Here is a 25,348-nt window from a genome sequence, read left to right as displayed (position 1 = left end):
AAGGAATGAGATGAGCGAGAGCTGGAACAAACGCACCCAAGCCGTCCATGGCGGCATCCGTCGCAGTCAGTACAATGAGGTTTCTGAGTCGATCTTTCTGACGCAGGGGTTTGTCTACGATAACGCCGAGCAGGCCGAGGCCCGGTTTATCGAAAGCGGCCCGGATGAGTTCATCTATGCCCGCTACGGCAACCCCACCGTGTCGATGTTCGAGCAGCGTATCGCAGCTTTGGAAGGCGGCGAGGATGCGTTTGCCACCGCTTCAGGTATGGCCGCTGTGAACGGTGCGCTGACTTCGATGCTGCAGGCGGGCGACCATGTGGTTTCAGCCAAGGCGCTTTTTGGGTCCTGTCTGTATATCCTCGAAAACATCCTGACGCGTTATGGCGTTGAGGTGACCTTTGTAGACGGCACCGATCTGGACGCGTGGGAGGCCGCGATCCGGCCTGACACCAAGGCAGTGTTTTTTGAATCCATGTCGAACCCGACGCTTGAAGTGATCGACATCACGTCCGTGTCGAAGCTGGCCCATGCGGTGGGTGCGGTTGTAATCGTGGACAACGTGTTCTCGACACCCGTGTTCTCGCGCGCGATCGAACAGGGAGCCGACGTGGTGGTCTATTCGGCGACCAAGCATATCGACGGGCAGGGCCGGGCGCTGGGCGGCGTGATCATCGGCACCAAGGAATTCATCCGTGGCACGGTCGAGCCTTACATGAAGCACACCGGCGGTGCGCTTAGCCCGTTCAGCGCTTGGATCATGGTCAAAGGTCTTGAAACCATGGCCCTGCGCGTAAACGCGCAAGCCGATAGCGCGCAAACGATCGCAGAAGCTTTAGAAGGGCATTCTGCACTGGAGCGGACTCTGTATCCCGGGCTGAGAACCCATGCGCAAAACGCGTTGGTGCAAGAGCAGCTGGGCGGCAAGGGCGGCACGGTTCTATCGCTGGACATCAAGGGCGGCAAAGCGGCGGCGTTTGCTTTCCTGAATGCGCTGACGATCCCTGTGATCTCGAATAATTTAGGCGATGCCAAGTCGATCGCAACGCACCCGGCCACCACAACGCACCAGCGTCTGAGCGACGAACAACGCGATGAGTTGGGTATCACGCCGGGCCTGATACGACTTTCGGTTGGGCTTGAGGATGCCGGTGATTTGCTTGCGGATATCCAGCGCGCGCTAGACGTATCTCAGTGCTAGTGTTGCGCCGGGAATGCATCATCAGGCGGATGTGATCCGCCTGATCCGGCGCATTTGGTTGTAAAATGACGATTTCTTGCCTCGAATTTCGATCCGGACTGCTATTCCGCGCGTATCGTTCAGGACTGGTAATTAAACCTCGGTGGTATATAACCGTCGGCCTAGCAAGGGATCCGTGCCAATGAACATTCATCCGCGCGACATCAACGAGACACCCGATCACGATCAGGCCGCAGCAGCGCTCAAGGTGCTGCGCGAATGGGCGAAATCAGCCTCGGCGGCCGAGATCAGTCAACTGGACCCGGCCATTGCGCAGCTTGTCCCGGGGCTGTTGCCGTCAAACTATCCAGCCCTGTCGCGCGAATATCCCCACGAGTTCGAGGCGGATGCAGCCTACAAGGCCACATTGCCGGATCTGCAAAACGGTCCGTCCAGCCTGATCCGGGGTTCGATGCAGCAGATCCAGCATGTCGGCATCTCGAATTTCCGTCTGCCGATCCGGTTCCATCGCAAAAGCGGTGCCGAGCTGACACTTGAGACCTCGGTCACCGGGTCTGTCAGCCTTGAGGCCGAGAAGAAGGGCATCAACATGTCTCGGATCATGCGGTCCTTCTACAAGCATGCCGAGCGCACCTTTAGTTTTGAGGTGATGGAGGCAGCGCTGAACGACTATCTGACTGATCTGGATAGTTTGGATGCGCGCATACAGATGCGGTTTTCCTATCCCGATCGGATTGAGAGCCTGCGTTCGGGCTTGTCCGGATACCAGTATTACGACATCGCGCTGGAACTGGTTGATCAAGGCGGAGAACGTCTGAAGATTATGCATCTGGACTATGTCTATTCGTCCACATGCCCCTGTTCATTGGAACTGAGCGAACACGCGCGCGCAACCCGCGGGCAGCTGGCGACGCCGCATTCCCAGCGCTCGGTGGCGCGGATTTCGGTGGTTATCGATTGCAACGCCGATTGCCTGTGGTTCGAAGATCTGATCGCGCTGTGCCGCCGCGCGGTGCCAACCGAAACTCAGGTGATGGTCAAGCGCGAAGATGAACAGGCCTTTGCCGAACTGAACGCGGCCAATCCCATATTCGTGGAAGATGCCGCGCGTCTGTTCTGCGCCGAGCTGCAGGCCGATCATCATGTCGGCGATTTCCGTGTGATCGCCAGCCATCAGGAAAGCCTGCACAGCCATGATGCGGTCTCGATTCTGACCGAAGGTCCAACCTTCGAATCCGCGAGCCTGGACCCGCGTTTGTTCACGACGCTGTTTCATGTGGGCTGATTGACCCTGCGGAAGCTGCTGGAAAAACAGTCAAAAATCCTGCATGGGCGCTTTTTTGCCGCAATGCAGCAGGAATTGCTGCATCTGCACCCTGAATTGCGCTAGATTGTCCCCGAGTGCAGCTGCTGCGCATCCGTAAAAACCGGGTCGCGCAGCCCGAAAGGAAACCGGGACGTGCAACGCCTTGGACCGCCAACCTGCAAATCCGCCCGGACGATTGGGGCGGGCGGGGTCCTTTACTCATCTACCCGCTGCCTCGGTTTTATCAGGAGAGACATGCAATGAATCCGATTACTCAACCGCTTGAGTTTCAGGCAGCCGCTATCCGGATGGCCGGTTACGCAATGGCCAGTCAGATGGAGATCATGCAGATCATGACCCGCGCGGCTTTTGATCTGCCGATGACACCTCTGCACGGATTGAAGACAGCCGAGGCACCCGCACCGGTTGCCCGCGAAGTGGCGACACCAGCAACGCGAAAGCCAGCCAGACCGGCTGCAAAAGCCAAGGTTGCAGTAAAGCCTAAAGAGGCGCCGAAACCCAAAGCAGCACCAAAGCCGAAGGCGGCGGCTAAGCCTGCGGTGGCACCTGCGCCGAAAGCGGCGGCTCCTAAGGTTGCGGCCCCTGCACCCAAGGCGGCCCCGGTAGCCAAACCGGGTGTGAAAGCAGCACCGGCGAAGGCCAAAGTATCTGCGAAATCCGCCTCGAAAGCGGCCAAGCCAGTATCAACGGCGGCCAAGCCGGTTGCGGAGTTTAAATCTTCCGCACAAGCCAAGGCACAACCGGCAGCCGCAGCGCCAAAAGCATCGGCAAACACGGCAAAAGCGGCGACCAAGGCACCTGCGGTGGCCAAGCCCGCCCCAGCCAAGCCCGCCCCGGCAAAAGCTGCGCCTCTGGCCACAGCGGCTCCGAAACCTGCCGCTGCAAAACCTGCGACGAAGAAACCCGCAGCTGCGTCGGCTGAGCAGGCCAAACCGGCACCGCGTCGTGCACGCGCCCCGTCGAAGCCACCCGCGATGCCGGGCGTCGAGATAAAATCCGACAGTTAACACGGATCATCTGCTTGACACCGTCGGGCTGGCGCGCCAACGCTGCCCGTCATGATGGATCTTCGCCCGGTCGGATATGTGATTGGCCTGCTGGTCGCCATTCTAGGGGCGACCATGCTACTGCCTATGCTTGTCGACATGATCGAGGGGCGGGGCGAGTGGCATGTTTTCTTTGAAAGCGCGGTCATCACACTGCTGACCGGCAGTGTTCTTGCGATGAGTTGTTCCAACGGGGTGGGCGAAGGTCTGACCATCCGTCAGACCTTTTTGCTGACCTCGGGTGTCTGGGTGGCGTTGCCGGTTTTTGGCGCAATTCCGTTTCTGTTCGGCGAAACTGAACTGCGTTTCGTCGATGCCTATTTCGAGGCGATGTCGGGGCTGACCACCACAGGTTCAACCGTGATCTCGGGGCTAGACGAACTGCCACAGGGCTTGTTGCTTTGGCGGGGCGTTTTGCAATGGTTGGGGGGCATCGGAATCATCGTCGTGGCGATGGTGTTCCTACCTGAGCTGCGCGTTGGTGGGATGCAGATCTTCCGCTCGGAAGGGTTTGAAACCATGGGGAAAATTCTGCCCCGCGCGCAAGAGATCGCCGGGCAGATTTCCTTGATCTACGTTTTTCTGACGGTGGTCTGCGCATTGGTCTATGCCGGTTTCGGCATGAGCTTTTTTGACGCCGTCGTGCATGCCATGACCACAATCGCTACGGGCGGGTTTTCAAACTATGACAGTTCTTTCGCCCGGTTTTCGGGACCTCTGGAATATGCCGCTGCCATCTTCATGATCCTCGCGGCGCTGCCATTTGTGCGGTATGTGCAATTGGCCAATGGTCACACAAGCTCGTTGTGGAAAGACAGCCAGATTCGCGCGTTTCTGGCAACCATCGTGGTTCTGGTTGTGATTATGTCGATCTTCCTGACTTCGGTCTTTCCGCACCATTGGGAGCAGGCGTTCCGCGAGTCGCTGTTCAACATCACATCGATCATTTCGGGCACCGGGTACGCGAGTGTCGACTATATGGGCTGGGGCAGTTTTCCGGTCATGTTGTTCTTCCTGATCGGATTGATTGGCGGTTGCGCGGGGTCCACCGCGTGTTCGATCAAGGTGTTCCGCTATCAATTGCTGTTTGCGTCGATTAAAACCCAGCTCAGCCGAATTCGTTCGCCGCATGGTGTGTTCGTGCCGCGCTATGATGGACGACCGATCAGTCGCGATGTGCTGACCTCGGTCATGAGTTTCTTCATGTTCTTTGCACTATCGATGGGGGTTCTGTCGTGGGCGCTGGCCCTGACTGGGTTGGACTTTATCACCTCGGTATCGGGGGCCGCGACGGCACTGGCTAATGTGGGGCCGGGACTGGGGGAACAGATCGGGCCAGCAGGCAACTTTGCGGGGCTGAATGACGGCGCCAAGTGGCTGCTGACGATCGGGATGCTGGTCGGACGCCTTGAACTGCTAGCTGTCTACGCAATCTTTACCGTTCAATTCTGGAGAGGCTAATGAAACGACCCCTTGGGGCGCAGATCTCGCACATGCTTAAGGATCGTGGCGTTGACGTGATCTTTGGCATACCGGGCGTGCATAATCAGGAAATGTATCGCGGTATCGAAGAGGCCGGGATCACGCATGTTCTGGCCCGGCACGAGCAGGGGGCCGGTTTCATGGCCGATGGATATGCCCGCGCGTCTGGCAAGCCGGGGGTGGCCTATGTGATCACCGGACCGGGCCTGTGCAACATCATGACGCCGATGGGGCAGGCTTATTCGGATTCGGTGCCGATGCTGGTGTTGTCTTCTTGCCTCGAAGAGACACAAGCACTGCGTGGCCAATTGCATCAGATGAAGGATCAACGCGCTGCGGCCGAGACAGTTACAGACTGGTCCTGTCAGGCGAACGATGCCAAGGCTGCCTATGGTCTGATCGAGCGCGCCTTCGAAGAGTTTGAGCTGTCGCGCCCGCGACCGAAACACATTCAGGTACCCATCGCGCAATTGGAGGCCGAGGCAGCGCCTGCACCTTTTCCAAACCAAACTGCCTTGCGCAACCAGACTGTTCCACCGGATGTGGCACCGGTTCTGTCGCTGCTGAATATCGCGCAGCGGCCTTTGTTCATATTAGGCGGCGGGTGCCGGTCTAACCTTTGGCGACAGATCCTGACCCAGTTGGGGGCGGCGTGCTTCACGACGTATGCCGGTCGCGGGCTGGCCGGGTCCGATTATCCGCTGGATTTCGGATCGATGCTGCCACGACCGGGCAGCGCCAAAGTAATTGCCTCGGCTGATCTTGTCGTTGTTGTCGGTGCTGAACTGGGCGAGGTTGATCTGTGGCGCCATGATCTGGGCCACAACGCAACTATGGTGCGTGTTGATCTGGACCCGCAAGTGCTGTCAGACCACCATCGTGCAGCTGTCAAACTGCAGGCAGATGGTGAGAGTTTTGCGCATGCGCTCTGGGCAGTGTCCGATCAGGTAAAACCAGCCGCTGGTTGGTCTGCGGACGAGGTGCGCGAGGCGCGCGCGCGCTGGCGGGCCGAGGTAGATGCCGAGCGCCCGGGCATTGTCCCTGTGGTCGATGCACTCAGGGCGGCCATGCCCTTGGATACGATGATTTATTCGGACATGACCCAATTCGCGTATGTCGCGAAAGAAGTCTGGGACATGGGCTTTCCTTATCATTGGCACCACCCGACTGGATTTGGCACGCTGGGTTACGCCCTGCCAGCCGGGATCGGTGGTGCAGTAGCACGGCGGGGCAAACCCACAGCGGTCATCGCGGGTGACTATGGTTTTCACTACACAATGCAAGAGCTTGGGGTTGCTGTCGAACTCGGCCTGCCGCTACCCATCATTCTGTGGGACAATGGTAAACTCAAAGAGATTGAAGAGAGCATGGTGCGCGGACAGATCGCGCCCAATGCGGTGATCGCGCGAAACCCGGATTTCTGCAAACTGGCCGAGGCGTTCGGGGCGCTGTCAGCTGCACCGAAGACGCTGGATGAGATGCAGGCCGCAGTGCGCGCCGCCTTTCAGGCCGAGGTTCCCACATTGATACGGGTCACACCGGATATCCTGTAAACCTATGAAAAAAGGCGTGCACCTTCGTGCAGCGCCTTTTCCCTGAACCTGATTGTTCAGTCCCAGCAGTGCACCAGAACGGTCATTCCGTTGGCTCTGCGGCTCAGTTCGTTGGGTGAAATCTGGGCTGAGCCTTGCGCGGGCTGACCTGAGATGCCCGCCTTGGTTAGAACTTCGGTCAGACGTGCCACATTCGCCGCAAGGCTGACCGAGTCGGGCAGGGTACGCCCATCGGAAGGGGCAGGTAGCAACATGCCAACAACGCTGCCGCTATCGTCAAAAACAGGTCCTCCCGCGTCGCCGGGCTGGGCGGACAGTGCAAGGCGTTTGACGCCATCTTCTCCATTCAGGCCGCGGATATCAGCGATTTCGCCAAAGGTCAGAGTAGGGGCACCCAACGCGCCTTCGTAAGAAAAGCCCGAAACAGCCACCTGAGACTGAATACGCGGAACGCCCGCGCGGAACTCGGCGACACTGATCGGGGCTAGGGTCTTGCTAGGACGCAGCACAGCGACACCAAGGTCGGCATCCTGCCAAGCCAGCTGAACCTCTTGGTCACCGTCCAGCGTGATGCGGGTGCAGCTTTCAGCGGCCTCGGTGACCGTCAGAACCGTACCATCAGTGTCGGCGAAGAAGCCCGATCGCGATAGCCGCGGTTTGCGGATTTGCAGTCCTGACATCAAATCGATGCGCTGGTCAGCATCCGCTCCGGCACCGGCATCCAGTACGGCATCGGTCGTGGCAAAGCTTGCGCGCATCGCGGCCAAAACTCGAGCGCGGCGAGCCTCATCCCCGGCAGGCCAGACCAGCGTGAAACCTTTGATCTTGCCGTCTTTCAGAGCTGCTTGCGTGAACGAGGTCATACCATTTCCGCGCCCTTCAATCGTGAAGCTGTTGCCGCGCAGGCTGCGCTCACCGTCCAGAGGAACGATTTCAAGCGACTGCATCACTTGATAGAGCGCCCGCAGGGTTGCGGCAGAGCCTTCCTGCGAGATCAGCAGCGCCTTGGCGTCCAGATCAGAAGTGGGGTTGAAATGGGCAAAGGGTGCCTCGTAACGTTCGAAGCCCAAGACGCCCATTGGCATATCCAGTTCGATCCCGGCTTGCGGGTCGGAATAGCGTGCCATCCCGACGCTGATCAGTGGAGCGTTGTAGTCATCCATCAGGGTTTTGCGCTGCAGCGTGGTCAGAACGCCAGTCGCGTCGAACCCGTTGGAACGTTGCCAATCGCCCATCGAGCGGCGGGTGCCCTGACCAAAGGCTCCGTCAATTGTTGAATTGTAGAACCCGGCTGCCTGCAACGCGGTTTGCAGGTCTCTGCGCTCTTGCGCGGTCAAAAGGCGTTCGCCTTGCAGAGCCTGCGAACGGGTTTCATCTGCGTCCTGCAGGGTAAGACCGGCCAAGGGCTGCTCTGGCTGCGGCTCGGGCTGGATCGGGGCGGTGACGACGCCGCGGTTCAGGATGTTGGCACCGATGGGCCAGAACTGTTGCCCCAGCGCGCTGGAGAATGCGATGAAACTGTCCGATGGGATCTGACGCTCGGCCCGGTAAACGCGCAGCACCTGTTCGGCGTCGTCGCGTAAATAGGGCCCGATAACAATGGCATACCAGCCGGAATTCAGCCGAAACCCGTTCACATCGGGCAGTGCGTTCGCATAGACCTGCGCCCGTTCTTGCGCCTCGCGCAGCGACGGCTGTGCCTCGATCTGAACAAAGACGCCCGCATCTTGCTGGGCAAAAGCGGCGCGCAGGCCGAAGAGGATAAAGAATGTAATAACCGTAAATACGCGTGTCATTGTCTGCCCGTGTTCTGCAGTGTTTTCACTTTGGCGCAGATTACGCGGAATCGCGGTCCGATTGCCATGCCCGGAATACGGGGAATTCTGTGTGTGGCCGCTCAGCGACAGAGTGGCCGTTTGGCCCGTTGACGCCCTTGGATGCCTTGCATAGGAAGGGCCGAACCCACCGGAACCGGGCGCTTGGGCGTCCAAGGGAATTGTCATGACCGAACCCAAAAGCGCACCACGTTCATTTCAAGAGATTATCCTAAGGCTTCAGACCTATTGGGCGTCGAAAGGTTGTGCGATCCTACAGCCCTATGACATGGAGGTCGGCGCGGGTACGTTCCATCCGGCAACCACCCTGCGCGCGTTGGGGTCCAAGGCCTGGGCCGCGGCCTACGTTCAGCCCTCGCGTCGCCCGACAGACGGACGTTATGGCGAAAACCCGAACCGGTTGCAGCATTACTATCAATACCAGGTGCTGATCAAACCCAGTCCGCCTGATTTGCAGGAACTGTATCTGGGCAGCCTCGAGGCCATCGGCATCGACATGGACCTGCACGACATCCGTTTTGTCGAGGATGACTGGGAAAGCCCCACTCTGGGTGCGTGGGGTCTGGGATGGGAGGTCTGGTGTGACGGCATGGAAGTCAGCCAGTTCACCTATTTCCAACAGGTCGGCGGCCATGACTGTGCGCCGGTTTCGGGTGAGCTGACCTATGGTTTGGAACGTCTGGCCATGTATGTGCTGGGCATCGACCATGTGATGGACATGCCCTTCAACGATCCTCAGTCGCCCAGCCCGCTGACCTATGGCGACATCTTCAAGCAGACCGAAGAGGAATACGCCCGCTGGAACTTCGATATTGCCAATACCGAGGTCCTGCTGCGTCATTTCGAAGAGGCTGAAACCGAATGCGCGACCATTCTGGCGCAGGAACATGACGACCCGAAGACGGGCAAGCGCATCATCATGGCGCATCCCGCATATGATCAGTGCATCAAGGCCAGCCACATCTTCAACTTGCTGGACGCCCGCGGGGTGATTTCGGTTACCGAAAGACAGGCCTATATCGGCCGCGTTCGCGCATTGGCCAAGCAATGCGCCGATGCGTTCGTGCAGACCGAGGCTGCCGGGTTCGAAGCTTGATGCAGCGCCTAGGCCAGTCCGGGCAACAACGCCTTCAGGCCGTCTGCGATCATGCTGATTGCGATAGCCGCAAGGATCATGCCCATGAAGCGGCTCATTATCACTCGGGCATTGTCCGACAGCCGCTTAGCCAACGCCGATGCGTTCCAGAACGTGATCAAAAGCAAGGCCACCACGAACAGAAATACACCTGCATAGACAACGGCTTCGACCGGGGTTTTGATGTGGTGCGCATAAAGGATCAGTGTTGTGATTGTTCCGGGGCCGACCAGAATGGGAAAAGCCAAGGGATAGAACGCAACGGTCTCGGGCGCGGGATAGGATTTCTTTTCTCCGTCGGTTCCGTGATGCGAGCTGCTCTCGTTCCCGTTCAGCATGTTCAGGCCGATCATCAGTACAACGAGGCCACCGGCGACGCGCAGGTCATCGACGCTGATGCCAAAGAGCCCAAGCGCTTGACTGCCGATCGCAGCGAAGGCGCCACCGAGGATCGTGCAATAAAGCGCAGTCTTCACAGCCACTTTGCGTTGATCCGAAATGGGCAGGTCTTGCGTAACACTCAGGAACACAGGCAAGTTGGTAATCGGATTCATGATTGCAAAAAGCGCGCCAAAGAATCCGACGGCAAGAGTGGTTTCCATGCGAGTAGCCTCGTTTCTGACCGTACTGCTTGGGAACCTGTCTTATTTTCTATGAACTTGAAAGAGGTGGCGTAAACGATGACTGGAAAATTGGTTGCGCTAATCCTTCTGATTTCTGGAGTTCTGGCCGGTGCTGGCATGTATTACCTGCAGGTTTATGGGTTCTATTATGAGGTAGAACCGCGCCCGGGCCAGGATGTGGTCCTGCTGGCGCAAGGGGCGGAAGCGCCCGAAGCCATCGCCTATACTGGGTTTAAGGCCATTGACGCCGACAGTTCTCCGATCCGGTATCGGGCCTGTTTCGAAACCGAGTTGAGGCCGGATCAAATGGTGGATTTTACCCCTGTCGAGAACCCCGAGCCATTGACCGCGCCAGGGTGGTTTGACTGCTACGACGCAGTTGCGCTGGCCGACGTATTGAAATCGGGTCAAGCACAGGCTTTCTTGGGCACCAAGAACATCCATTATGGTGTCGACCGGATCGTTGCCATTACACAGGATGGTAAAGGCTACGTCTGGCATGCGCTGAACAATTGCGGTGAAAAGGCCTATGACGGCACGGTTGTGGGCGAGGAGTGCCCACCCAGGCCCGAGGGCTGATGCAGATGGGGATGGTCGTTGAGATACCGGAGTTCCTGACAGCAACGCTGGGCTTTGCGGTCTATCTGCTGGGGGCAGAGATCAACGCCCGTGTCGCACAATTGCGCAGCTTCAACATCCCCGAGCCGGTAACCGGGGGCCTTCTGGCCTCGCTCGTGGTATTGGCGCTGTATCTTGGTTTCGGCATTGAGCTATCCTTTGGCTTGACCGCACGAGACTTTCTATTGGTTCTGTTCTTTGCCGGGATTGGTCTAAATGCCCGTCTGTCCGATTTGATTGCGGGCGGCAAGCCTTTGCTTTTGCTTCTGATTTTGACGCTTCTGACCATCGTTGCGCAAAACGTGATCGGCGCTGCGGGGGCCGCGATGTTCGGTTATCCGGCGCAAGCCGGGGTGCTGTTCGGGTCTGCTGCGCTGATCGGGGGGCACGGAACCGCGATCGCCTGGGCCCCCGAAGTTGCGGGCGCCACCGGTTTGAGTGGCGCAACCGAGTTGGGGGTGGCCGTGGCCACATTGGGTCTCGTGCTGGCCGCTCTGGTCGGGGGGCCGATTGCGCGGCTGCTGATCGAGGGGCGCAATCTCAGCCCCGAACGCCCCGGGGAAGAGCATACGGTGGGCCTGCCCAATGAGGTCGACCAGAAATCCGAGATTGATCATCTGACAATCATGCGGGTGCTGCTGTATCTCAACCTCGCGATCATTTCAGGCGCGATCCTGAGCGAAGCAATCAGCGCCGCAGGGCTGAAACTGCCGTTGTTTGTGCCCTGCCTTATCATGGGGATCGTGATTGCCAATCTCCGCGCCATGTTCGCGCCGAATGCCAAGCCGGTCTCACGCACGCCCTCGCTGGCGCTGATCTCGGAATTCGCGCTTGGTGCATTTCTGGCGATGTCGCTGATGAGCCTGCAACTGTGGACCATCGCCGAACTGGGCCTTGCGATTGCGGTGATCATGACCGCCCAGACCCTGTTTGCCGTGGTGTTCGTGATCTGGGTTCTGTTTCCGTTGATGGGATCGAATTACCGCGCCGCCGTTCTGGCCGCCGGGTTCGGGGGGTTCGCTCTGGGTGCTACCCCCACAGCTATCGCAAATATGACCGCCGTAACCAAGCGATATGGCCCGTCGCCTATTGCCTTTATCGTACTGCCCCTTGTATCCGCATTCTTTGTGGACATCGCCAATGCCATCGTCATTCAGACGATTGTCAATTTCTAAGGACCGAAAATGCCCGACCTGCTGATCGAACTGTTTTCCGAGGAAATCCCCGCGCGCATGCAGACCCGCGCCGGTGAAGACCTGAAAAAGCGGATCACCGATGGTCTGGTCGAAGGCGGTCTGACCTATGCCTCTGCCGCTGCACTGACGACGCCGCGTCGCCTGACGCTGGCGGTTGAAGGCCTGCTGGCGGAAAGCCCGACAATCCACGAAGAACGCAAAGGCCCAAAGGTCGGCGCGCCTGACAAAGCCATCGAAGGCTTTCTACGCGGCGCGGGACTGACCCGAGACCAGTTGGAAGAGCGCGACACGCCCAAAGGCGCAGTGTATTTCGCCACCATTGAAAAGGCGGGTCGTCCAGCAGCTGAAATCATCGCCGAGGTCTTAGAAGCTACCATTCGAAACTTCCCCTGGCCCAAATCCATGCGCTGGGGGGCTGGATCGATGCGGTGGGTACGGCCCTTGCACTCGATCCTTTGCATCCTGACCGATGAAGCAGGCGCGCAGGTCGTGCCGCTTGCGATCGAAGGGATCACGTCCGGTGATACGACTGAGGGCCATCGTTTCATGGCCCCGAACCGGTTTACGGTGAACTCGTTCGAGGATTATGCCGCCAAGCTGAAACGCGCCTTCGTGGTGCTGTCGCCCGAAGAGCGCGCCGAACATATCTGGAACGATGCCCAGAACATGGCCTTCGCCGCAGGTCTGGAAGTCGTCGACGACAAGGGTCTGCTGGCAGAAGTTGCCGGTCTGGTCGAATGGCCCGTTGTGCTGATGGGGCAGATCGACGAGGAGTTTCTTGAGCTGCCGCCCGAGGTACTGCAGACCTCGATGAAAGAGCATCAGAAGTTCTTTTCTGTGAAGAACCCCAAGACGGGGCGGATCGAGCGCTTCATTACCGTCGCCAATCGCGAGACCGCCGATAACGGCGCGACCATTTTGGCGGGGAACCAGAAGGTTTTGTCGGCCCGTCTGGCCGATGCGAAATTCTTCTGGGAGAACGACCTGCGCGTTGCCAAGTCGGACATCGCCCAATGGACCCGCGCGTTGGAGAATGTGACTTTCCACAACAAGCTGGGCACTCAGGCGGAACGCATCGACCGCATTGCCGCGCTGGCCCGAGAACTGGCCCCGGTGGTCGGGGCGGATGCGGATCAGGCCGAGAAAGCCGCGCGTTTGGCCAAGGCTGATCTGAACTCCGAAATGGTCTATGAGTTCCCTGAACTTCAAGGGCTTATGGGGCGATATTACATCGATGCGGCGGGCGAGGACGCTGCCGTGGCTGCTGTGGCTCAGGAGCATTACTCGCCGTTGGGGCCGTCGGATGATGTTCCGACCGCACCGTTGTCTGTGACAGTGGCGCTAGCCGACAAGTTGGACACGCTGACCGGGTTCTGGGCGATAGATGAGAAACCCACGGGTTCGAAAGATCCGTTTGCTTTGCGTCGTGCGGCGTTAGGGGTAATTCGACTAATCGTGAATAATGATCTGCGTCTTCGGTTGGACCGTTTTTTCGATAGTCAACTGGTTCGATCAGAACGCGCTATCAATGAGGCTTTGCCCGAAGCGAATGTCCGCGATCTCCTGGAAGAAATCGCAAAACATGGTGTCTTTGGTGCTTCATTCCAGACTGTCAAAGAAAAGCTTGAAGGATCGCCCGCAGCAGCATTTCTTGAGCTTGAGAAAAAGGTTCCTGACGCGTCTGACGATCTTCTTTCTTTCTTCCACGACCGCCTCAAAGTCTTCCTCCGAGACGAGGGCATCCGCCATGATGTCATCGACGCTTGTATCGCGATGGAGGGGAATGACGACCTCAACCTGCTGGTCAAACGCGCCCGCGCTCTGAATGCGGTGATTGCGACCGAGGATGGAGAGAACCTCGTGCAGGGGTTCAAGCGTGCGAACAACATCCTGTCTCAGGCGGAAGAGAAGGATGGAGTCGAATACTCTTACGGCGCGGATGTGAAGTTTGCTGAAACTGACAGCGAAAAGGCACTGTTTGCAGCGCTTGACGCGGCAGAGGCCAAGATCGATCCTGCTCTGAAGGCCGAGGATTTCCCGACAGCGATGGCGGCAATGGCGGAACTGCGCGGGCCGGTGGATGCGTTCTTTGAGGACGTGCAGGTCAATACCGATAATGACATTCTGCGCCGCAACCGTCTGAACCTGCTGAGCCAGATCCGTAAGGTCTGCTCTAGCGTTGCTGATCTGACCCGTATCGAGGGATAACGCCCTTGCGCCAAGGGCGCAGGGGCTTATGCTGCGGTGAAACCAAAAGGTGCCGCAGTGCAGAATAATCCGCATACCACGCTTATCACTCCAAAAGCGCCCGTTGCCGCCAATACCCATGGTGGCCGGGCAAAGTGCCTGCAACGACTGGTCCGGCTGGACATGCCGGTGCCGCGGACCGTGGCCCTTTCTTTTGACGCGGTGCAGCGAATTGCCCAGGGCGACATTCCGGACATCACGGCCATTCTGGAACAGTTCGACGCCGAGTCATTGCTGTGTGTACGGCCCAGTTCGGAAGATCCTGACTGGGGTGGACCGGGGGCGGTGCTGAATATCGGCATGAACGATGCCCGATATCTGGATCGGTCTGCGGAAATGGGGGCGGATGCAGCGGCGGCGCTATATCTGCGGTTTGTGCAGAGCTATGCGCTCCATATTGCCCGTCTGGACCCTGACGTATTCGATACCATCGATGCGGATGGGCGCGAAGGGTTGAGCTTGTCCCTACGGGCGTATGAAGATGAAACCGACGAGGCCTTTCCGCAAGATCGAGGAGAGCAACTGATTGGTGTTCTGCGCTCGATGGCGCGTGCCTGGGATGGCACGTCGGCCCGGCTGCTGCGGCAGGCCAAGGGCGCGCCGGCGGATGCAGGTTTGGGGCTGGTGATCCAAGAGATGATCCCGGGTGTCGGCCAGGGCGAGTGCGGTTCGGGCGTTTTGCAACTGATTGACCCTGCGACGGGCATGCCGCAGATCACGGGCCGCTATCTCAGCCAGAGTCAAGGGCGCGACGCGCTGGGGGAAGGTGTCGCTGCGCTGTATCTGGAAAAGGATGAACGGGGGCAGGCGCTGGAAGATGTAGCTCCCGAGGCGTTTGCCGACCTCAAGGCCCACGCCGCGCTTATGCGTGAGAAGCTGCGCGAAGAGATGCAGGTCGAATTCGTGGTGCAGAACGGCAAGGTGCATATTCTGGACGGCGTGCGGGTTCCGCGCGGGTCGCGGGCCGGGATGCGGATCGCGGTGCGCCTGGCCGAAGACGGGATCATTCCGCCGCAAGAGGCTGTGATGCGGATCGACCCGCATTCGCTGAACGAACTTCTGCACCGGCAAGTCCACCCCGAGGCCGAGCGCGATGTGCTGACCACAGCCATCGCGGCCAGCCCCGGTGCAGCGACCGGTCGAATTGTCTTTACGGCTGCCGAAGCGCAGGCCAGCGCCGCGCGGGGGGAGCCCTGTATTCTTGTGCGCCGAGAAACCTCGCCCGAAGATGTGCGCGGAATGCATGCCGCAGTAGCTGTTTTGACCGAAAAGGGCGGGATCACCAGCCATGCGGCGGTGATTGGCCGTGGTCTGGGTTTGCCGTGTATCGTCGGCGCGTCCGAGATGCGATTCCAGACCAAGAAAAAGCTGCTAAGCGCACCAGATGGGCGTGTGTTCAAGACAGGCGATATTCTGACCATCGATGGGACTTCGGGTCAGGTTCTGGCCGGACAACCCGAGATGCTTGAAGCGGCGCTGGATGATTGCTTTCAGACCCTGATGAGCTGGGCCGATGCCGAGAGGGACATCGCTATCCGCGCCAACGCCGATACACCCGCTGACGCGCAAACTGCGCGAAACTTCAAAGCAGAAGGGATCGGGTTGTGCCGAACGGAACACATGTTCTTCGATCCTGGCCGCCTGACCGTTATGCGCGAAATGATCTTTGCGCAGACCCCATCTGGACGCGCTGCTGTGTTGGAACGGTTGCTGCCGATGCAACGGCAGGATTTTGTGCAGTTGTTCCGGATTATGGAGGGGCAGCCGGTCTGCATCCGCCTGTTCGATCCGCCCTTGCACGAGTTTCTGCCCACTACGCGCACTGGTCAGCGCGAGCTGGCTGAGGCGCTGGATTTGCCAATCTCGGATGTCGAACGTCGGGTCGAGGCGATGAGCGAATACAACCCGATGCTGGGATTGCGCGGGGTTCGTCTGGGTGTCACCGTGCCGGAAATCTACGACATGCAGGCACGCGCGATCTTCGAGGCGACGGTTGAGGCCAGCAAAGAAGGTGCCCCTGTCGTACCCGAGGTCATGATCCCGCTGGTCTCGGCCAAGCGCGAGGTTGAACTGGTCAAAACACGCATCGATACTGTAGCGGCCGAGGTTGCCTCGGAGCAGGGGCAGGAGTTCGACTATCGATTGGGAGTGATGGTGGAAACGCCTCGGGCCTGTCTGCGCGCGAATGAGATTGCGCCACATTCCGCTTTCCTAAGCTTTGGAACAAACGACCTGACCCAGATGACCTACGGATTGTCGCGCGATGACGCTGGGCGCTTCATGTCGGCATATGTCCGCCAAGGAGTGTTTGGCGAAGATCCATTTCACGTTCTGGATGCAGATGGGGTAGGTGAATTGCTGAAGCTGGGGGCCGAGCGCGGGCGTCAAGCCCAACCAGACGTTACGCTTTCTGTCTGTGGCGAACATGGTGGTAACCCCGAATCAATCGCAATCTGCCGGTCACTTGGATTCGACTATGTGTCCTGTTCCCCTTTCCGGGTTCCTGTCGCTCGGCTGTCTGCCGCTCAACTGGCGATTTCGTCCAAACTTGGGGGTTGACTAACTGTCTCCTACCTAGAAATAGTGGCGTAAGAAACGTTCCGCTGTCGATAATAATTGGCGGCGTGAGCGGTTTTTCTCTTGCATTTTTTTCAGAACTGGACGTCTCGCTTCGTCTGGGGTATTAGCCTCGACGCGCCCGCCGGGGGAGGGTATGGCGCGTTTGTGCCTGTGCGAGGTTATCTGATGAGACGCTACATAGTGGCTGTTGCCGTGGGGGCCGCAGCCTTGCTACCGAGTTTGTCCTTTGCCGATAGGCAAGGCGATACAAAATCTGTTGAGTTGGTCACACGTAACGAGTTGCCAGCACAAAGCTTCCGCGATTACCTGAAACTGTTTAAGCCGCGTAAGGCGCCGGAAAAAGTCGAAATCTCCTACACCAAAGCCTGGCTGGACCAGCAGCCAAAGGCGACCGGAGATGAAAATTTCCGTTGTCTTGCCGAAGCGCTGTATTTCGAGGCTCGCGGTGAAAGCGTACGCGGTCAATTTGCAGTGGCCGAGGTTATCCTGAACCGTGTTGAAAGCGGTCGCTTTCCGGATTCACTGTGCGGTGTGATAAAGCAAGGAACGGGCAAGAAATATCAGTGCCAGTTCACCTACACCTGTGACGGGCAGAAAGAGATTATCAACGAAAAACGCGCTTATGATCGCGTTTCGAAAGTCGCCCGTGCCGCAATCGATGGTGTAGCTGAAGAGATGACCGCAGGTGCCACGCACTATCACACCAAGGCAGTGCGCCCGTCCTGGTCCCGCGTCTATAAAGAAACGGCGCGTATTGGCGTGCATATCTTCTACAAGCACAATTATCGCACGGCCAGCAACTGATTGACGCACCAGCGCTGGAAGGGTGCTGGCAACAGGCGTTTTACCAACTATGTTGCGAGCCAGGAGGCTCGCAATGACCATAACACGCCGACAGTTTCTGCAATCGACCCTGGCCTTGTCGATGATACCACGCGTGGCGATGGCATCTGCCACCGAACTGGTGGCACAGACTTCCCTCCAGCAGATCGCGCCCCAGGGATATCCGGAAACTCCGGTCTGGAGTTATGGCGGCGGTGTTCCGGGCGCGGAAATCCGTGTTCCGCAGGGGGCTCGGGTACGCCGCAAGCTTGTAAACATGCTGCCGCAACCAACGACCGTTCACTGGCATGGCATCCGGATCGACAATGCGATGGATGGAGTGCCCGGCCTGACGCAGGAAGTTGTGCAGCCAGATTCCAACTTTGAATATGATTTCGTGGTGCCGGATGCGGGAACCTATTGGTATCATGCGCACAACCAATCGATGGAGCAGGTCGCGCGTGGGCTTTATGGCCCTTTGATCGTCGAAGAAGCCAGCGGACCCGATGTTGATCAGGACCTGACCTTAATGCTGGACGATTGGCGCCTTGACACCGAGAGCGCAAAGATATCGAGCGATTTCGACAATGGTCATGATCTGAGCCATGCGGGTCGGCTGGGCAACATTGTAACGGTGAACGGAGAGTTTGACCCTTCTTATCCGGTGCAGGCGTCTGAGCGATTGCGATTGCGGGTGATCAATGCCGCGAATGCCCGGGTATTCGACGTAGCGCTCGACGGGCTTGCTGGCTGGATCGTTGCGCTTGACGGTATGCCGCTTGAGGTTCCATTGCGAGTTGAGAGCAGTTTTCCTTTGGCGCCTGCGCAGCGGGTTGACTTGATCGTTGATGTCTCAGCGGAATCCGGCCAGACGGCAAGTATTGTGAGTGTAGAACGGGATGGCGCTTACGGACTCGTCAAATTTGATGTGTTCGGAGTAGCATCGCGTATTGCTGATGCAAAAGTTAGACCGTTGCCAGCAAACCGAATGCCCGAAATTGAACTGCAGAATACACCTCTGCATCGTATGACGATGCAGGGGGGTGCAATGCGCTGGCTGGAGAGCGCCAAATTGGGCAATTCCGAGCTGTCGGGGCGCGAGTTGGCTCAGCTTGGACGATTCTGGGCTTTGAACGGATATGCAGAGCGGCCAGATGATCCGTTTCTGGATGCGCGATTGGGATCAGTTCATCGGATTGAATTCGCAAATGAAACGGCGTTTCCACATGCGATGCATCTGCATGGACACCATTTTCGCATTATCCTGCAGGACGGTACACTAGGGCCGTGGCGCGACACTGTTCTAGTCGAGCGAGGGCAGGTGCGGCAGGTAGCGTTGGTAGCTGACAATCCGGGCAACTGGCTGTTGCATTGTCACATGCTTGGCCATGCGGCATCGGGTATGATGAGCTGGTTCCGGGTCACGTAACGCCGCATTCCGTAGCTGGAAAGGCGTTTGCTGCGATGCTATACGCCCGCGAAACGCCTAAAGTGGGCTGATCATCAGTCCACCGAGCCCGAAAAGGTCCGCCGCATGAGCTCTGAAATCCGTCTTGCCTTTGCGCACCCGTCCGAACGGTCCGAGGCTACCGCCGCGCGCGGTGCGCTGGACCGCATTTCGCTGCGCGATCACATCGTTGAGGTCGAGATCGGGGCGTTTCAGGCCGAACGCGGTACCACGCAACGGATCTGCTTTAACATCGTGGTCGAGGTGCGTCCGCTGACAGACCCCATCGATGATGACGTGGATCGTATTCTGTCTTACGACCGTGTAACCGAAGCGATTGCGTTCGAGCTGGCTGCTGAGCGACTAAATTTGCTCGAGACACTGGCAGATCGCGTGGCGGAACGTATTCTGCTTGAGCCTCAGGCTGTAAGAGCCTTTGTTCGCATTGAAAAACTGGATCGTGGACCTGGCGCGCTTGGCGTCGAGATCGTGCGCGGCAAGGATGCGGTACATCATGATGTGACCGAAGAAGAGCGGCCACATCCACGGTTGGTCTTTCTGTCGAATGCAGCGATTTCATCAGGTAATCTAACCGGCTGGATCGACCAGCTTGAGAATCGCCAGCGCCCGCTGATCCTGTGTGTTGGGGCGTCTGATCTGGATGTGCCGCAGACGGGTCACGCAATGACCCAACGCCGGATAGATCTGTTGGCAATTGAACAGAACGCCTGGGTTCTGGCTGCGCGCGATCACCGTTGCGTGGTCGTTTCAACCCGGACCGAGCTGGATTGGGCGATGAAAAACGGCCAGATTTGTGTTTGGGCACCCTCCAAAATTGTTCTGGATGCGGTCGATGGCCCCTCAGCCGCGCCGTCTGACGCGGTGGCGCTGGCTGCTTGGTTCGCGGCAACCTTTGAAGCCAGCGAGATGCTGGTTATTGGCGGAGACCTGCCCGAAGCCCCCAAAACGCCATTGCGCGCAGTTCCGGTGGAGCAGGCGCAACTGTGACCGTCTATTACCGCCCATTGGTCCAGCATGGGAGCACGCGCGTCGACGGGGCGGTGCCACTGGCAGGGCAGGTGCTGTGGTTCTCACAGGCCGAGCGGATTGAGCGCGGGCAAAGCACCCAGATCGTCGATGCCGTTGAAATCCCAAAGGAACAGCTGGATCGTCTGACCTGCGCGCGTCCAGCGATTGCCGGGCTTGATATGGCACGAACGCAGATCATGGGCATTCTGAATGCCACGCCGGATAGCTTCTCGGATGGGGGGCTGTATAACTCGGTCGAGGCCGCTCGGACCGCTGCCGCCGACATGGTAGCGTATGGTGCAAGTATTCTGGACATTGGCGGCGAATCCACGCGCCCGGGCGCTGATTTTGTACCTGAAGACGAAGAGATTGCCCGCACACGCCCTTTGATTGAGGCAATTCGGGGCGAGACGGATGTGTTGATCTCGATCGATACTCGCAAGGCCGGTGTTGCCAAGGCGGCTCATCTGGCAGGTGCGGGACTGATCAACGATGTGTCGGGATTTACCTTCGATCCTAAACTTGCACCATTTTGCGCGCAGATTGAGGCTCCGGTTTGTGTGATGCATATGCAGGGTGATCCGACCACGATGCAGGATGACCCGCACTATGACAATGTTCTGCTGGATGTTTACGATTTCCTTGAGGGGCAAATCGCGCATCTTGAAGGACTGGGGCTTAGCCGCGATTTGATTGTCATCGATCCGGGCATCGGGTTTGGCAAGAATCTGGACCACAACCTGACCCTTCTGCGCAATCTCAGCCTGTTTCACGGGCTGGGCTGTCCAATCCTTCTGGGCGTTTCGCGCAAGGGATTTATTGGTCAGATCGGCAAAGAGCCGCGCAAGGATGCCCGCGCGCCGGGGTCAATCGCGGTTGCTCTGGCGGGAATATCACAGGGCGTGCAGATTGTACGGGTACATGACGTGGCCGAGACGGCTCAGGCCTTGCGTCTATGGGCCGCCGTCCGGTAATCCGGGCAAAAGGAATTTTCAGGAGACCGACTTATGCGCAAGCTGTTTGGAACCGACGGGGTGCGGGGCACCGCCAACACGCACCCTATGACGGCGGAAATGGCTTTGCGGATTGGCGCGGCTGTGGGGCGTTATTTCCGCCGCGATGCCTCAGGCGTACATCGCGTTGTCATTGGCAAGGATACGCGGCTGTCGGGCTATATGCTGGAAAATGCGCTGACGGCAGGTTTGACCTCGACCGGTATGAACGTGCTTCTGCTGGGGCCGGTGCCGACGCCTGCGGTAGGGTTGATGACGCGCTCGATGCGCGCTGATCTGGGCGTGATGATTTCGGCTAGCCACAATCCCGCGATCGACAACGGAATTAAGTTCTTTGGGCCGGACGGGTTCAAGCTTTCCGATCAGGCCGAGATTGAGATCGAGCGGCTGATCGAAGAAGGCGTAAGTCCCGCACAGGCGCAGAATATTGGTCGTGCGCGTCGGGTTGACGATGCGCGGTTCCGTTATGGCGAGCGTGTGAAATCATCGCTGCCGCGCAATCTGCGCTTGGATGGGCTGAAGGTCGTGATCGACTGCGCCAACGGTGCCGCGCATCGTACTGCGCCGGAAGTTCTTTGGGAGTTGGGAGCAGATGTGATCCCGGTCGGCATCGCGCCGAACGGCAAGAACATCAACCTCGGATGTGGCTCAACCCAGCCTCGTGTTGCGGCCGAAACCGTGGTTTCACATGGCGCCGATGTAGGTATCTGTCTGGATGGGGATGCCGACCGCGTCGTTGTGATCGACGAAACTGGCGCTGTCGCCGATGGGGATCAGTTGATGGCTCTGTTGGCGACCGCGTGGTCCCGCGCGGATCAGTTGAAAGGCGGCGCCTTGGTGGCCACTGTGATGTCGAACCTCGGGTTGGAGCGGCACCTGGCCGGGCAGGGGCTGCGTCTGGAGAGGACTGCCGTTGGCGACCGCTATGTGGTTGAACGGATGCGCGAGGGTGGTTTCAATCTTGGTGGCGAACAGTCAGGTCACATCGTGATGAGCGATTATGCCACAACCGGCGACGGTCTGATGGCGGGGCTGCATTTTCTGGCAGAGATGGTGCAATCCGGCAAGAAAGCCTCGGACCTATCGCGCCAGTTTGAGACGGTGCCGCAATTGCTGAAGAATGTGCGCTTTAGCGCGGGGCAGGCCCCGCTGGAAGCGGCCAGCGTCAAAAGCGCGATTTCCGAGGCCGAGGCGCGTCTGAATGGGCAGGGGCGTTTGCTGATCCGCAAATCGGGCACGGAACCTCTGATCCGGGTGATGGCGGAATGCGAGGATGCCGCACTGCTGACCCAAGTGGTCGATGGGATCGTATCCGAGGTTGAGGCGGCGACAGGTTAACGCCCCAGCAGCATTTTCTGCAGAGTGAACCACTGGCTGATTGCCAGCCCGGTTAGGATCATGGCAAGCGCGATATAGAACCGCAGCGGCAGGGCTTCGGATAGAATCCAGGCCCCGAACACCATCGACCAAACGGGCACCTGATAGTTCACCAGCGTCAGAAAGACCGACCCGGCGCTGCGGGTGATGGATACTCGCAGCAGGGTGGCGAAGGCCGTGGGGACAAGGCCCAGAACGATCAGGGCCAGACTGGGGCGCGTTCCCTGCCACGTGGGAAGCCCCTCGGTTAGCAGCATGATAGGTATCAATAGTACTGCGCCAACCAGCAGCGTCAGGGCTGCCAGAGCCATCGGTTCAATCGGCGGGCAGCGGCGGGTCAGGATCGACGAACTGGCGTAGCACAAGGCTGCCGTGACGCAGGCCATTTGCGCCAGTGGCTGCGTACCCTGACCCAATTGCGCCAGACCGGGCCCGATCAACACAAGCGCGCCAGAGAAGCCAAGGCAAACGCCGACCAGACGCCGTAGGTTCATAGGCTCATCCGAAAAGAAATGTGCCAGCGGCAGAACCATCAGCGGAATCGCCGCCATGGACAGACCCGCAAAGGCCGAAGGGACAAATTGTTGCCCCCAGCTTAACAGCATGAAGGGAACCGCCGTCGACAGAATGCCGATGAAGAAAATCGAACTCAAAAGGGCTGGTGTCAAACTCGGAATACGCCGTCCGGTAAGGCGCATCAGCACCAGCAGCATAACGGCACCCAATGTGGTGCGCGACGTCGCCACGGTGACCGGTCCATAGCCTTCCAACGCCATGGCAACCACCATAAACGTCCCGCCCCAGATGAGGCCCAGCGTGAAAACACCGCTCCAATCCTGTTTTGTCGGTTGTTGAACCATTCCATCCACTTATCCCGCGAATCTGACGGTGTCACGCGCTGATATTGACATTAGGTAAGTCATTACTTACCGTAAGCTATGGCTTACAAAGAAGTGCTTTCGGCTTTAGGGGATTCGACCCGTCGTCAGGTTTTTGAGGCGGTGGCCAAGCGCCCCAGGGCGGTTGGTGATCTGGCTGCGGATTTGCCCGTAAGCCGCCCGGCGGTCTCGCAACATTTAAAGGTCTTGTCCGATGCCGGACTTGTCGTTTGCAGGGCTGAGGGAACGCGCCGCATCTATGCCGCCCGACCCGAGGGGCTGGCAGAACTGCGCGCCTGGCTCGAACAATACTGGTCGGACGTGTTGGAGAGTTTCGCCGCCGAGGTAAACGAAGGACGAGATGCATGATCGAACCAATCATCAAGACCATTGTTGTGAACGCAACGCCCGAGCGCGCCTTTGACATTTTTGTAAATCGCATCGCCAATTGGTGGCCATTGGATGGGCACGCTGTCTCAGCGGCGCAAGGCAAGCCTGCGCTGGCAGTTGTGATCGAACCTCATGTCGGCGGTGCGGTTTATGAAACCATGTTCGATGGCACCCGCGCTGATTGGGGCAAGGTGTTGATCTTCGAACAGGGGGCTCGCCTGGCCTTCAGTTGGCACCCCGGCACCAACACCGACCGCCCCACGCGGGTTGAGGTCCGGTTCGCAGCCCACGGAGCCGGGCAGACCATGGTCACTCTGACCCATTCGGGCTGGGAAGTCTGGACATCTGAGGTGTCGGACAAACGCACCGGTTACGACAGTGGCTGGGATTATGTTCTGGGCGAATGCTACGCAAATGCTGTCACCAAATGAAAAGGGCGGCCACCGGGGCCGCCCTTTCGCTGACAATTGTCAGACTTAGTTCTTTTCTTTGTCGACCATTTTGCCAGCCGAGATCCAGGGCATCATGGCGCGCAGTTTTGCACCGGTTTCCTCGATCATGTGCTCATCGTTCGCACGGCGCGACGCTTTGATGGTCGGTTGGCCTACAGCGTTCTCCAGCATGAAGTCACGGACGAATTTACCCTGCTGGATGTCGTTCAGAACCTCTTTCATACGCGCTTTGGTCTCGTCGTATTTTAAAATACGCGGGCCGGTGACGTACTGGCCATATTCAGCCGTGTTCGAGATCGAATAATCCATGTTGGCGATGCCGCCTTCATAGATCAGGTCAACGATCAGCTTCACTTCGTGCAGACACTCGAAATATGCCATCTCGGGCGCGTAGCCGGCCTCAACCAGCGTTTCAAAGCCGCAGCGGATCAGTTCAACCAGACCGCCGCACAGAACAGCCTGCTCACCGAACAGGTCGGTTTCGCATTCCTCGCGGAAGTTGGTTTCGATGATGCCCGAACGGCCGCCACCGATGGCCGAGCAGTAGGACAGGCCGATTTCCAGCGCTTTGCCGGTCGCGTCGTTGTCGACCGCGACGAGGCAAGGAACGCCGCCGCCTTTGGTGTATTCGCCGCGCACGGTGTGGCCGGGGCCTTTGGGGGCCATCATGATCACGTCGACGCCTTCTTTCGGCTCGATCAGGCCAAAATGGACGTTCAGGCCGTGGGCGAACGCGATGGCCGCACCTGGCTTGATGTTGTCGTGCACGTATTTCTTGTACGTCTCAGCTTGCAGTTCGTCAGGCATGGTGAACATAATAACGTCGCACCAGGCTGCGGCTTCGGCGATGCCCATCACCTGCAGGCCTTCTGCTTCGGCTTTCTTGGCCGAGGGGGAGCCTTCGCGCAGGGCGATGACCAGGTTCTTGGCGCCCGAGTCGCGCAGGTTCAGCGCGTGGGCGTGGCCTTGCGAGCCATAGCCCAGAATCGCCACTTTTTTGTCTTTGATCAGGTTGATGTCGCAATCGCGATCGTAATAGACGCGCATTTCGCCGGTCCTTTCAGTTTCGGTTGATGTGCTTCTATCTTGCGTGATTG

The 25,348-nt window shown here is 58.6% G+C and carries 21 protein-coding genes; 17 read left to right on the top strand and 4 right to left on the bottom strand.

Going from position 1 to position 25,348, the window contains the following annotated elements; genetic code table 11:
* The first annotated feature begins 10 nt into the window (after positions 1-10).
* The 5 genes from metZ (at position 11) to ACR0DK_RS13420 (ending at position 6,609) form a co-directional block, all read left to right on the top strand.
* Positions 11-1,201, top strand: coding sequence for an O-succinylhomoserine sulfhydrylase (gene metZ / locus ACR0DK_RS13440; RefSeq protein ID WP_480736545.1), 1,191 nt, complete (start codon positions 11-13; stop codon positions 1,199-1,201).
* A 181-nt stretch (positions 1,202-1,382) separates the two neighbouring features.
* On the top strand, positions 1,383-2,486 hold the full coding sequence (gene folE2, locus ACR0DK_RS13435) for a GTP cyclohydrolase FolE2 (protein ID WP_170421073.1): 1,104 nt from the start codon (positions 1,383-1,385) through the stop codon (positions 2,484-2,486).
* Positions 2,487-2,767: 281 nt separating this feature from the next.
* A complete protein-coding gene (locus ACR0DK_RS13430; RefSeq protein ID WP_480736543.1) occupies positions 2,768-3,535 on the top strand; it encodes a hypothetical protein in 768 nt (255 codons plus the stop codon).
* Between the two features lie 51 nt (positions 3,536-3,586).
* The gene (locus ACR0DK_RS13425) at positions 3,587-5,035 is read left to right on the top strand and encodes a TrkH family potassium uptake protein (protein ID WP_170393516.1); all 1,449 of its coding nucleotides are present in this window, start codon (positions 3,587-3,589) and stop codon (positions 5,033-5,035) included.
* Positions 5,035-6,609 carry a thiamine pyrophosphate-binding protein gene (locus ACR0DK_RS13420; protein WP_170510601.1) on the top strand — a complete coding sequence of 525 codons (1,575 nt, stop codon included), beginning with the start codon at positions 5,035-5,037 and terminating at the stop codon, positions 6,607-6,609. The genes ACR0DK_RS13425 and ACR0DK_RS13420 overlap by 1 nt, the downstream gene beginning before the upstream one ends.
* Positions 6,610-6,665: 56 nt before the next feature.
* Here the strand turns inward: ACR0DK_RS13420 and ACR0DK_RS13415 are convergent, their stop codons facing one another.
* Positions 6,666-8,405: a serine protease gene (locus ACR0DK_RS13415; RefSeq protein WP_170662185.1), complete on the bottom strand. Its 1,740-nt coding sequence runs from the start codon at positions 8,403-8,405 to the stop codon at positions 6,666-6,668.
* Between the two features lie 205 nt (positions 8,406-8,610).
* On the opposite strand from ACR0DK_RS13415, the gene ACR0DK_RS13410 reads away from it, so the two are divergent.
* Positions 8,611-9,540 (top strand): glycine--tRNA ligase subunit alpha, encoded by a 930-nt coding sequence (locus ACR0DK_RS13410; RefSeq protein WP_170817619.1) that lies wholly within the window; start codon positions 8,611-8,613, stop codon positions 9,538-9,540.
* Between the two features lie 8 nt (positions 9,541-9,548).
* Here ACR0DK_RS13410 and ACR0DK_RS13405 read toward each other — a convergent pair whose 3' ends face one another.
* On the bottom strand, positions 9,549-10,181 hold the full coding sequence (locus tag ACR0DK_RS13405; protein ID WP_170404988.1) for a MarC family protein: 633 nt from the start codon (positions 10,179-10,181) through the stop codon (positions 9,549-9,551).
* A gap of 78 nt (positions 10,182-10,259) precedes the next feature.
* On the opposite strand from ACR0DK_RS13405, the gene ACR0DK_RS13400 reads away from it, so the two are divergent.
* From ACR0DK_RS13400 to glmM, 9 genes are all read left to right on the top strand, one after another.
* Positions 10,260-10,781 carry a DUF6446 family protein gene (locus ACR0DK_RS13400; RefSeq protein ID WP_170465487.1) on the top strand — a complete coding sequence of 174 codons (522 nt, stop codon included), beginning with the start codon at positions 10,260-10,262 and terminating at the stop codon, positions 10,779-10,781.
* Positions 10,782-10,786: 5 nt separating this feature from the next.
* Positions 10,787-11,995, top strand: a complete 1,209-nt coding sequence (gltS, locus tag ACR0DK_RS13395) for a sodium/glutamate symporter (protein ID WP_170596125.1) — start codon at positions 10,787-10,789, stop codon at positions 11,993-11,995.
* 9 nt (positions 11,996-12,004) lie between these two features.
* On the top strand, positions 12,005-14,224 hold the full coding sequence (glyS, locus tag ACR0DK_RS13390) for a glycine--tRNA ligase subunit beta (protein ID WP_480736540.1): 2,220 nt from the start codon (positions 12,005-12,007) through the stop codon (positions 14,222-14,224).
* A gap of 36 nt (positions 14,225-14,260) precedes the next feature.
* Positions 14,261-16,822 (top strand): putative PEP-binding protein, encoded by a 2,562-nt coding sequence (locus ACR0DK_RS13385; protein WP_480736537.1) that lies wholly within the window; start codon positions 14,261-14,263, stop codon positions 16,820-16,822.
* A gap of 186 nt (positions 16,823-17,008) precedes the next feature.
* Positions 17,009-17,647, top strand: a complete 639-nt coding sequence (locus tag ACR0DK_RS13380) for a cell wall hydrolase (RefSeq protein ID WP_170393504.1) — start codon at positions 17,009-17,011, stop codon at positions 17,645-17,647.
* 73 nt (positions 17,648-17,720) lie between these two features.
* Entirely contained in the window at positions 17,721-19,094 is a 1,374-nt protein-coding gene (locus ACR0DK_RS13375; RefSeq protein ID WP_480736535.1) for a multicopper oxidase family protein, read from the top strand.
* A 105-nt stretch (positions 19,095-19,199) separates the two neighbouring features.
* Positions 19,200-20,120 (top strand): dihydroneopterin aldolase, encoded by a 921-nt coding sequence (locus ACR0DK_RS13370; RefSeq protein ID WP_170393501.1) that lies wholly within the window; start codon positions 19,200-19,202, stop codon positions 20,118-20,120.
* A complete protein-coding gene (folP, locus tag ACR0DK_RS13365; protein WP_170405004.1) occupies positions 20,117-21,115 on the top strand; it encodes a dihydropteroate synthase in 999 nt (332 codons plus the stop codon). Before ACR0DK_RS13370 ends, folP begins: the two co-directional genes overlap by 4 nt.
* 33 nt (positions 21,116-21,148) lie before the next feature.
* Entirely contained in the window at positions 21,149-22,492 is a 1,344-nt protein-coding gene (gene glmM / locus ACR0DK_RS13360; protein WP_170393497.1) for a phosphoglucosamine mutase, read from the top strand.
* Here the strand turns inward: glmM and ACR0DK_RS13355 are convergent.
* A complete protein-coding gene (locus tag ACR0DK_RS13355; RefSeq protein WP_223118217.1) occupies positions 22,489-23,391 on the bottom strand; it encodes a DMT family transporter in 903 nt (300 codons plus the stop codon). The genes glmM and ACR0DK_RS13355 overlap by 4 nt on opposite strands.
* 78 nt (positions 23,392-23,469) lie before the next feature.
* On the opposite strand from ACR0DK_RS13355, the gene ACR0DK_RS13350 reads away from it, so the two are divergent.
* Both ACR0DK_RS13350 and ACR0DK_RS13345 read left to right on the top strand, forming a co-directional pair.
* Entirely contained in the window at positions 23,470-23,778 is a 309-nt protein-coding gene (locus ACR0DK_RS13350; protein ID WP_480736532.1) for an ArsR/SmtB family transcription factor, read from the top strand.
* Positions 23,775-24,230 (top strand): SRPBCC family protein, encoded by a 456-nt coding sequence (locus ACR0DK_RS13345; RefSeq protein WP_480736530.1) that lies wholly within the window; start codon positions 23,775-23,777, stop codon positions 24,228-24,230. The genes ACR0DK_RS13350 and ACR0DK_RS13345 overlap by 4 nt, the downstream gene beginning before the upstream one ends.
* A 45-nt stretch (positions 24,231-24,275) precedes the next feature.
* On the opposite strand, the gene ilvC is transcribed toward ACR0DK_RS13345, so the two are convergent.
* The gene (gene ilvC, locus ACR0DK_RS13340) at positions 24,276-25,298 is read right to left on the bottom strand and encodes a ketol-acid reductoisomerase (RefSeq protein ID WP_170393489.1); all 1,023 of its coding nucleotides are present in this window, start codon (positions 25,296-25,298) and stop codon (positions 24,276-24,278) included.
* Positions 25,299-25,348: the final 50 nt, after the last annotated feature.

This window comes from Ruegeria sp. CE6 (assembly GCF_056537485.1).
Note: the sequence above shows the minus strand (reverse complement) of the source record. Positions and strands in the feature narration are given on the sequence as shown.

What these genes read in the sequence shown, in the direction of transcription:
- metZ (WP_480736545.1), top strand. Translation starts at nt 11, where the DNA reads ATGAGCGAGAGCTGGAACAAACGCACCCAAGCCGTCCATGGCGGCATC.
- folE2 (WP_170421073.1), top strand. Translation starts at nt 1,383, where the DNA reads ATGAACATTCATCCGCGCGACATCAACGAGACACCCGATCACGATCAG.
- ACR0DK_RS13430 (WP_480736543.1), top strand. Translation starts at nt 2,768, where the DNA reads ATGAATCCGATTACTCAACCGCTTGAGTTTCAGGCAGCCGCTATCCGG.
- ACR0DK_RS13425 (WP_170393516.1), top strand. Translation starts at nt 3,587, where the DNA reads ATGATGGATCTTCGCCCGGTCGGATATGTGATTGGCCTGCTGGTCGCC.
- ACR0DK_RS13420 (WP_170510601.1), top strand. Translation starts at nt 5,035, where the DNA reads ATGAAACGACCCCTTGGGGCGCAGATCTCGCACATGCTTAAGGATCGT.
- ACR0DK_RS13415 (WP_170662185.1), bottom strand. Translation starts at nt 8,405, where the DNA reads ATGACACGCGTATTTACGGTTATTACATTCTTTATCCTCTTCGGCCTG.
- ACR0DK_RS13410 (WP_170817619.1), top strand. Translation starts at nt 8,611, where the DNA reads ATGACCGAACCCAAAAGCGCACCACGTTCATTTCAAGAGATTATCCTA.
- ACR0DK_RS13405 (WP_170404988.1), bottom strand. Translation starts at nt 10,181, where the DNA reads ATGGAAACCACTCTTGCCGTCGGATTCTTTGGCGCGCTTTTTGCAATC.
- ACR0DK_RS13400 (WP_170465487.1), top strand. Translation starts at nt 10,260, where the DNA reads ATGACTGGAAAATTGGTTGCGCTAATCCTTCTGATTTCTGGAGTTCTG.
- gltS (WP_170596125.1), top strand. Translation starts at nt 10,787, where the DNA reads ATGGGGATGGTCGTTGAGATACCGGAGTTCCTGACAGCAACGCTGGGC.
- glyS (WP_480736540.1), top strand. Translation starts at nt 12,005, where the DNA reads ATGCCCGACCTGCTGATCGAACTGTTTTCCGAGGAAATCCCCGCGCGC.
- ACR0DK_RS13380 (WP_170393504.1), top strand. Translation starts at nt 17,009, where the DNA reads ATGAGACGCTACATAGTGGCTGTTGCCGTGGGGGCCGCAGCCTTGCTA.
- ACR0DK_RS13375 (WP_480736535.1), top strand. Translation starts at nt 17,721, where the DNA reads ATGACCATAACACGCCGACAGTTTCTGCAATCGACCCTGGCCTTGTCG.
- ACR0DK_RS13370 (WP_170393501.1), top strand. Translation starts at nt 19,200, where the DNA reads ATGAGCTCTGAAATCCGTCTTGCCTTTGCGCACCCGTCCGAACGGTCC.
- glmM (WP_170393497.1), top strand. Translation starts at nt 21,149, where the DNA reads ATGCGCAAGCTGTTTGGAACCGACGGGGTGCGGGGCACCGCCAACACG.
- ACR0DK_RS13355 (WP_223118217.1), bottom strand. Translation starts at nt 23,391, where the DNA reads ATGGTTCAACAACCGACAAAACAGGATTGGAGCGGTGTTTTCACGCTG.
- ACR0DK_RS13350 (WP_480736532.1), top strand. Translation starts at nt 23,470, where the DNA reads ATGGCTTACAAAGAAGTGCTTTCGGCTTTAGGGGATTCGACCCGTCGT.
- ACR0DK_RS13345 (WP_480736530.1), top strand. Translation starts at nt 23,775, where the DNA reads ATGATCGAACCAATCATCAAGACCATTGTTGTGAACGCAACGCCCGAG.
- ilvC (WP_170393489.1), bottom strand. Translation starts at nt 25,298, where the DNA reads ATGCGCGTCTATTACGATCGCGATTGCGACATCAACCTGATCAAAGAC.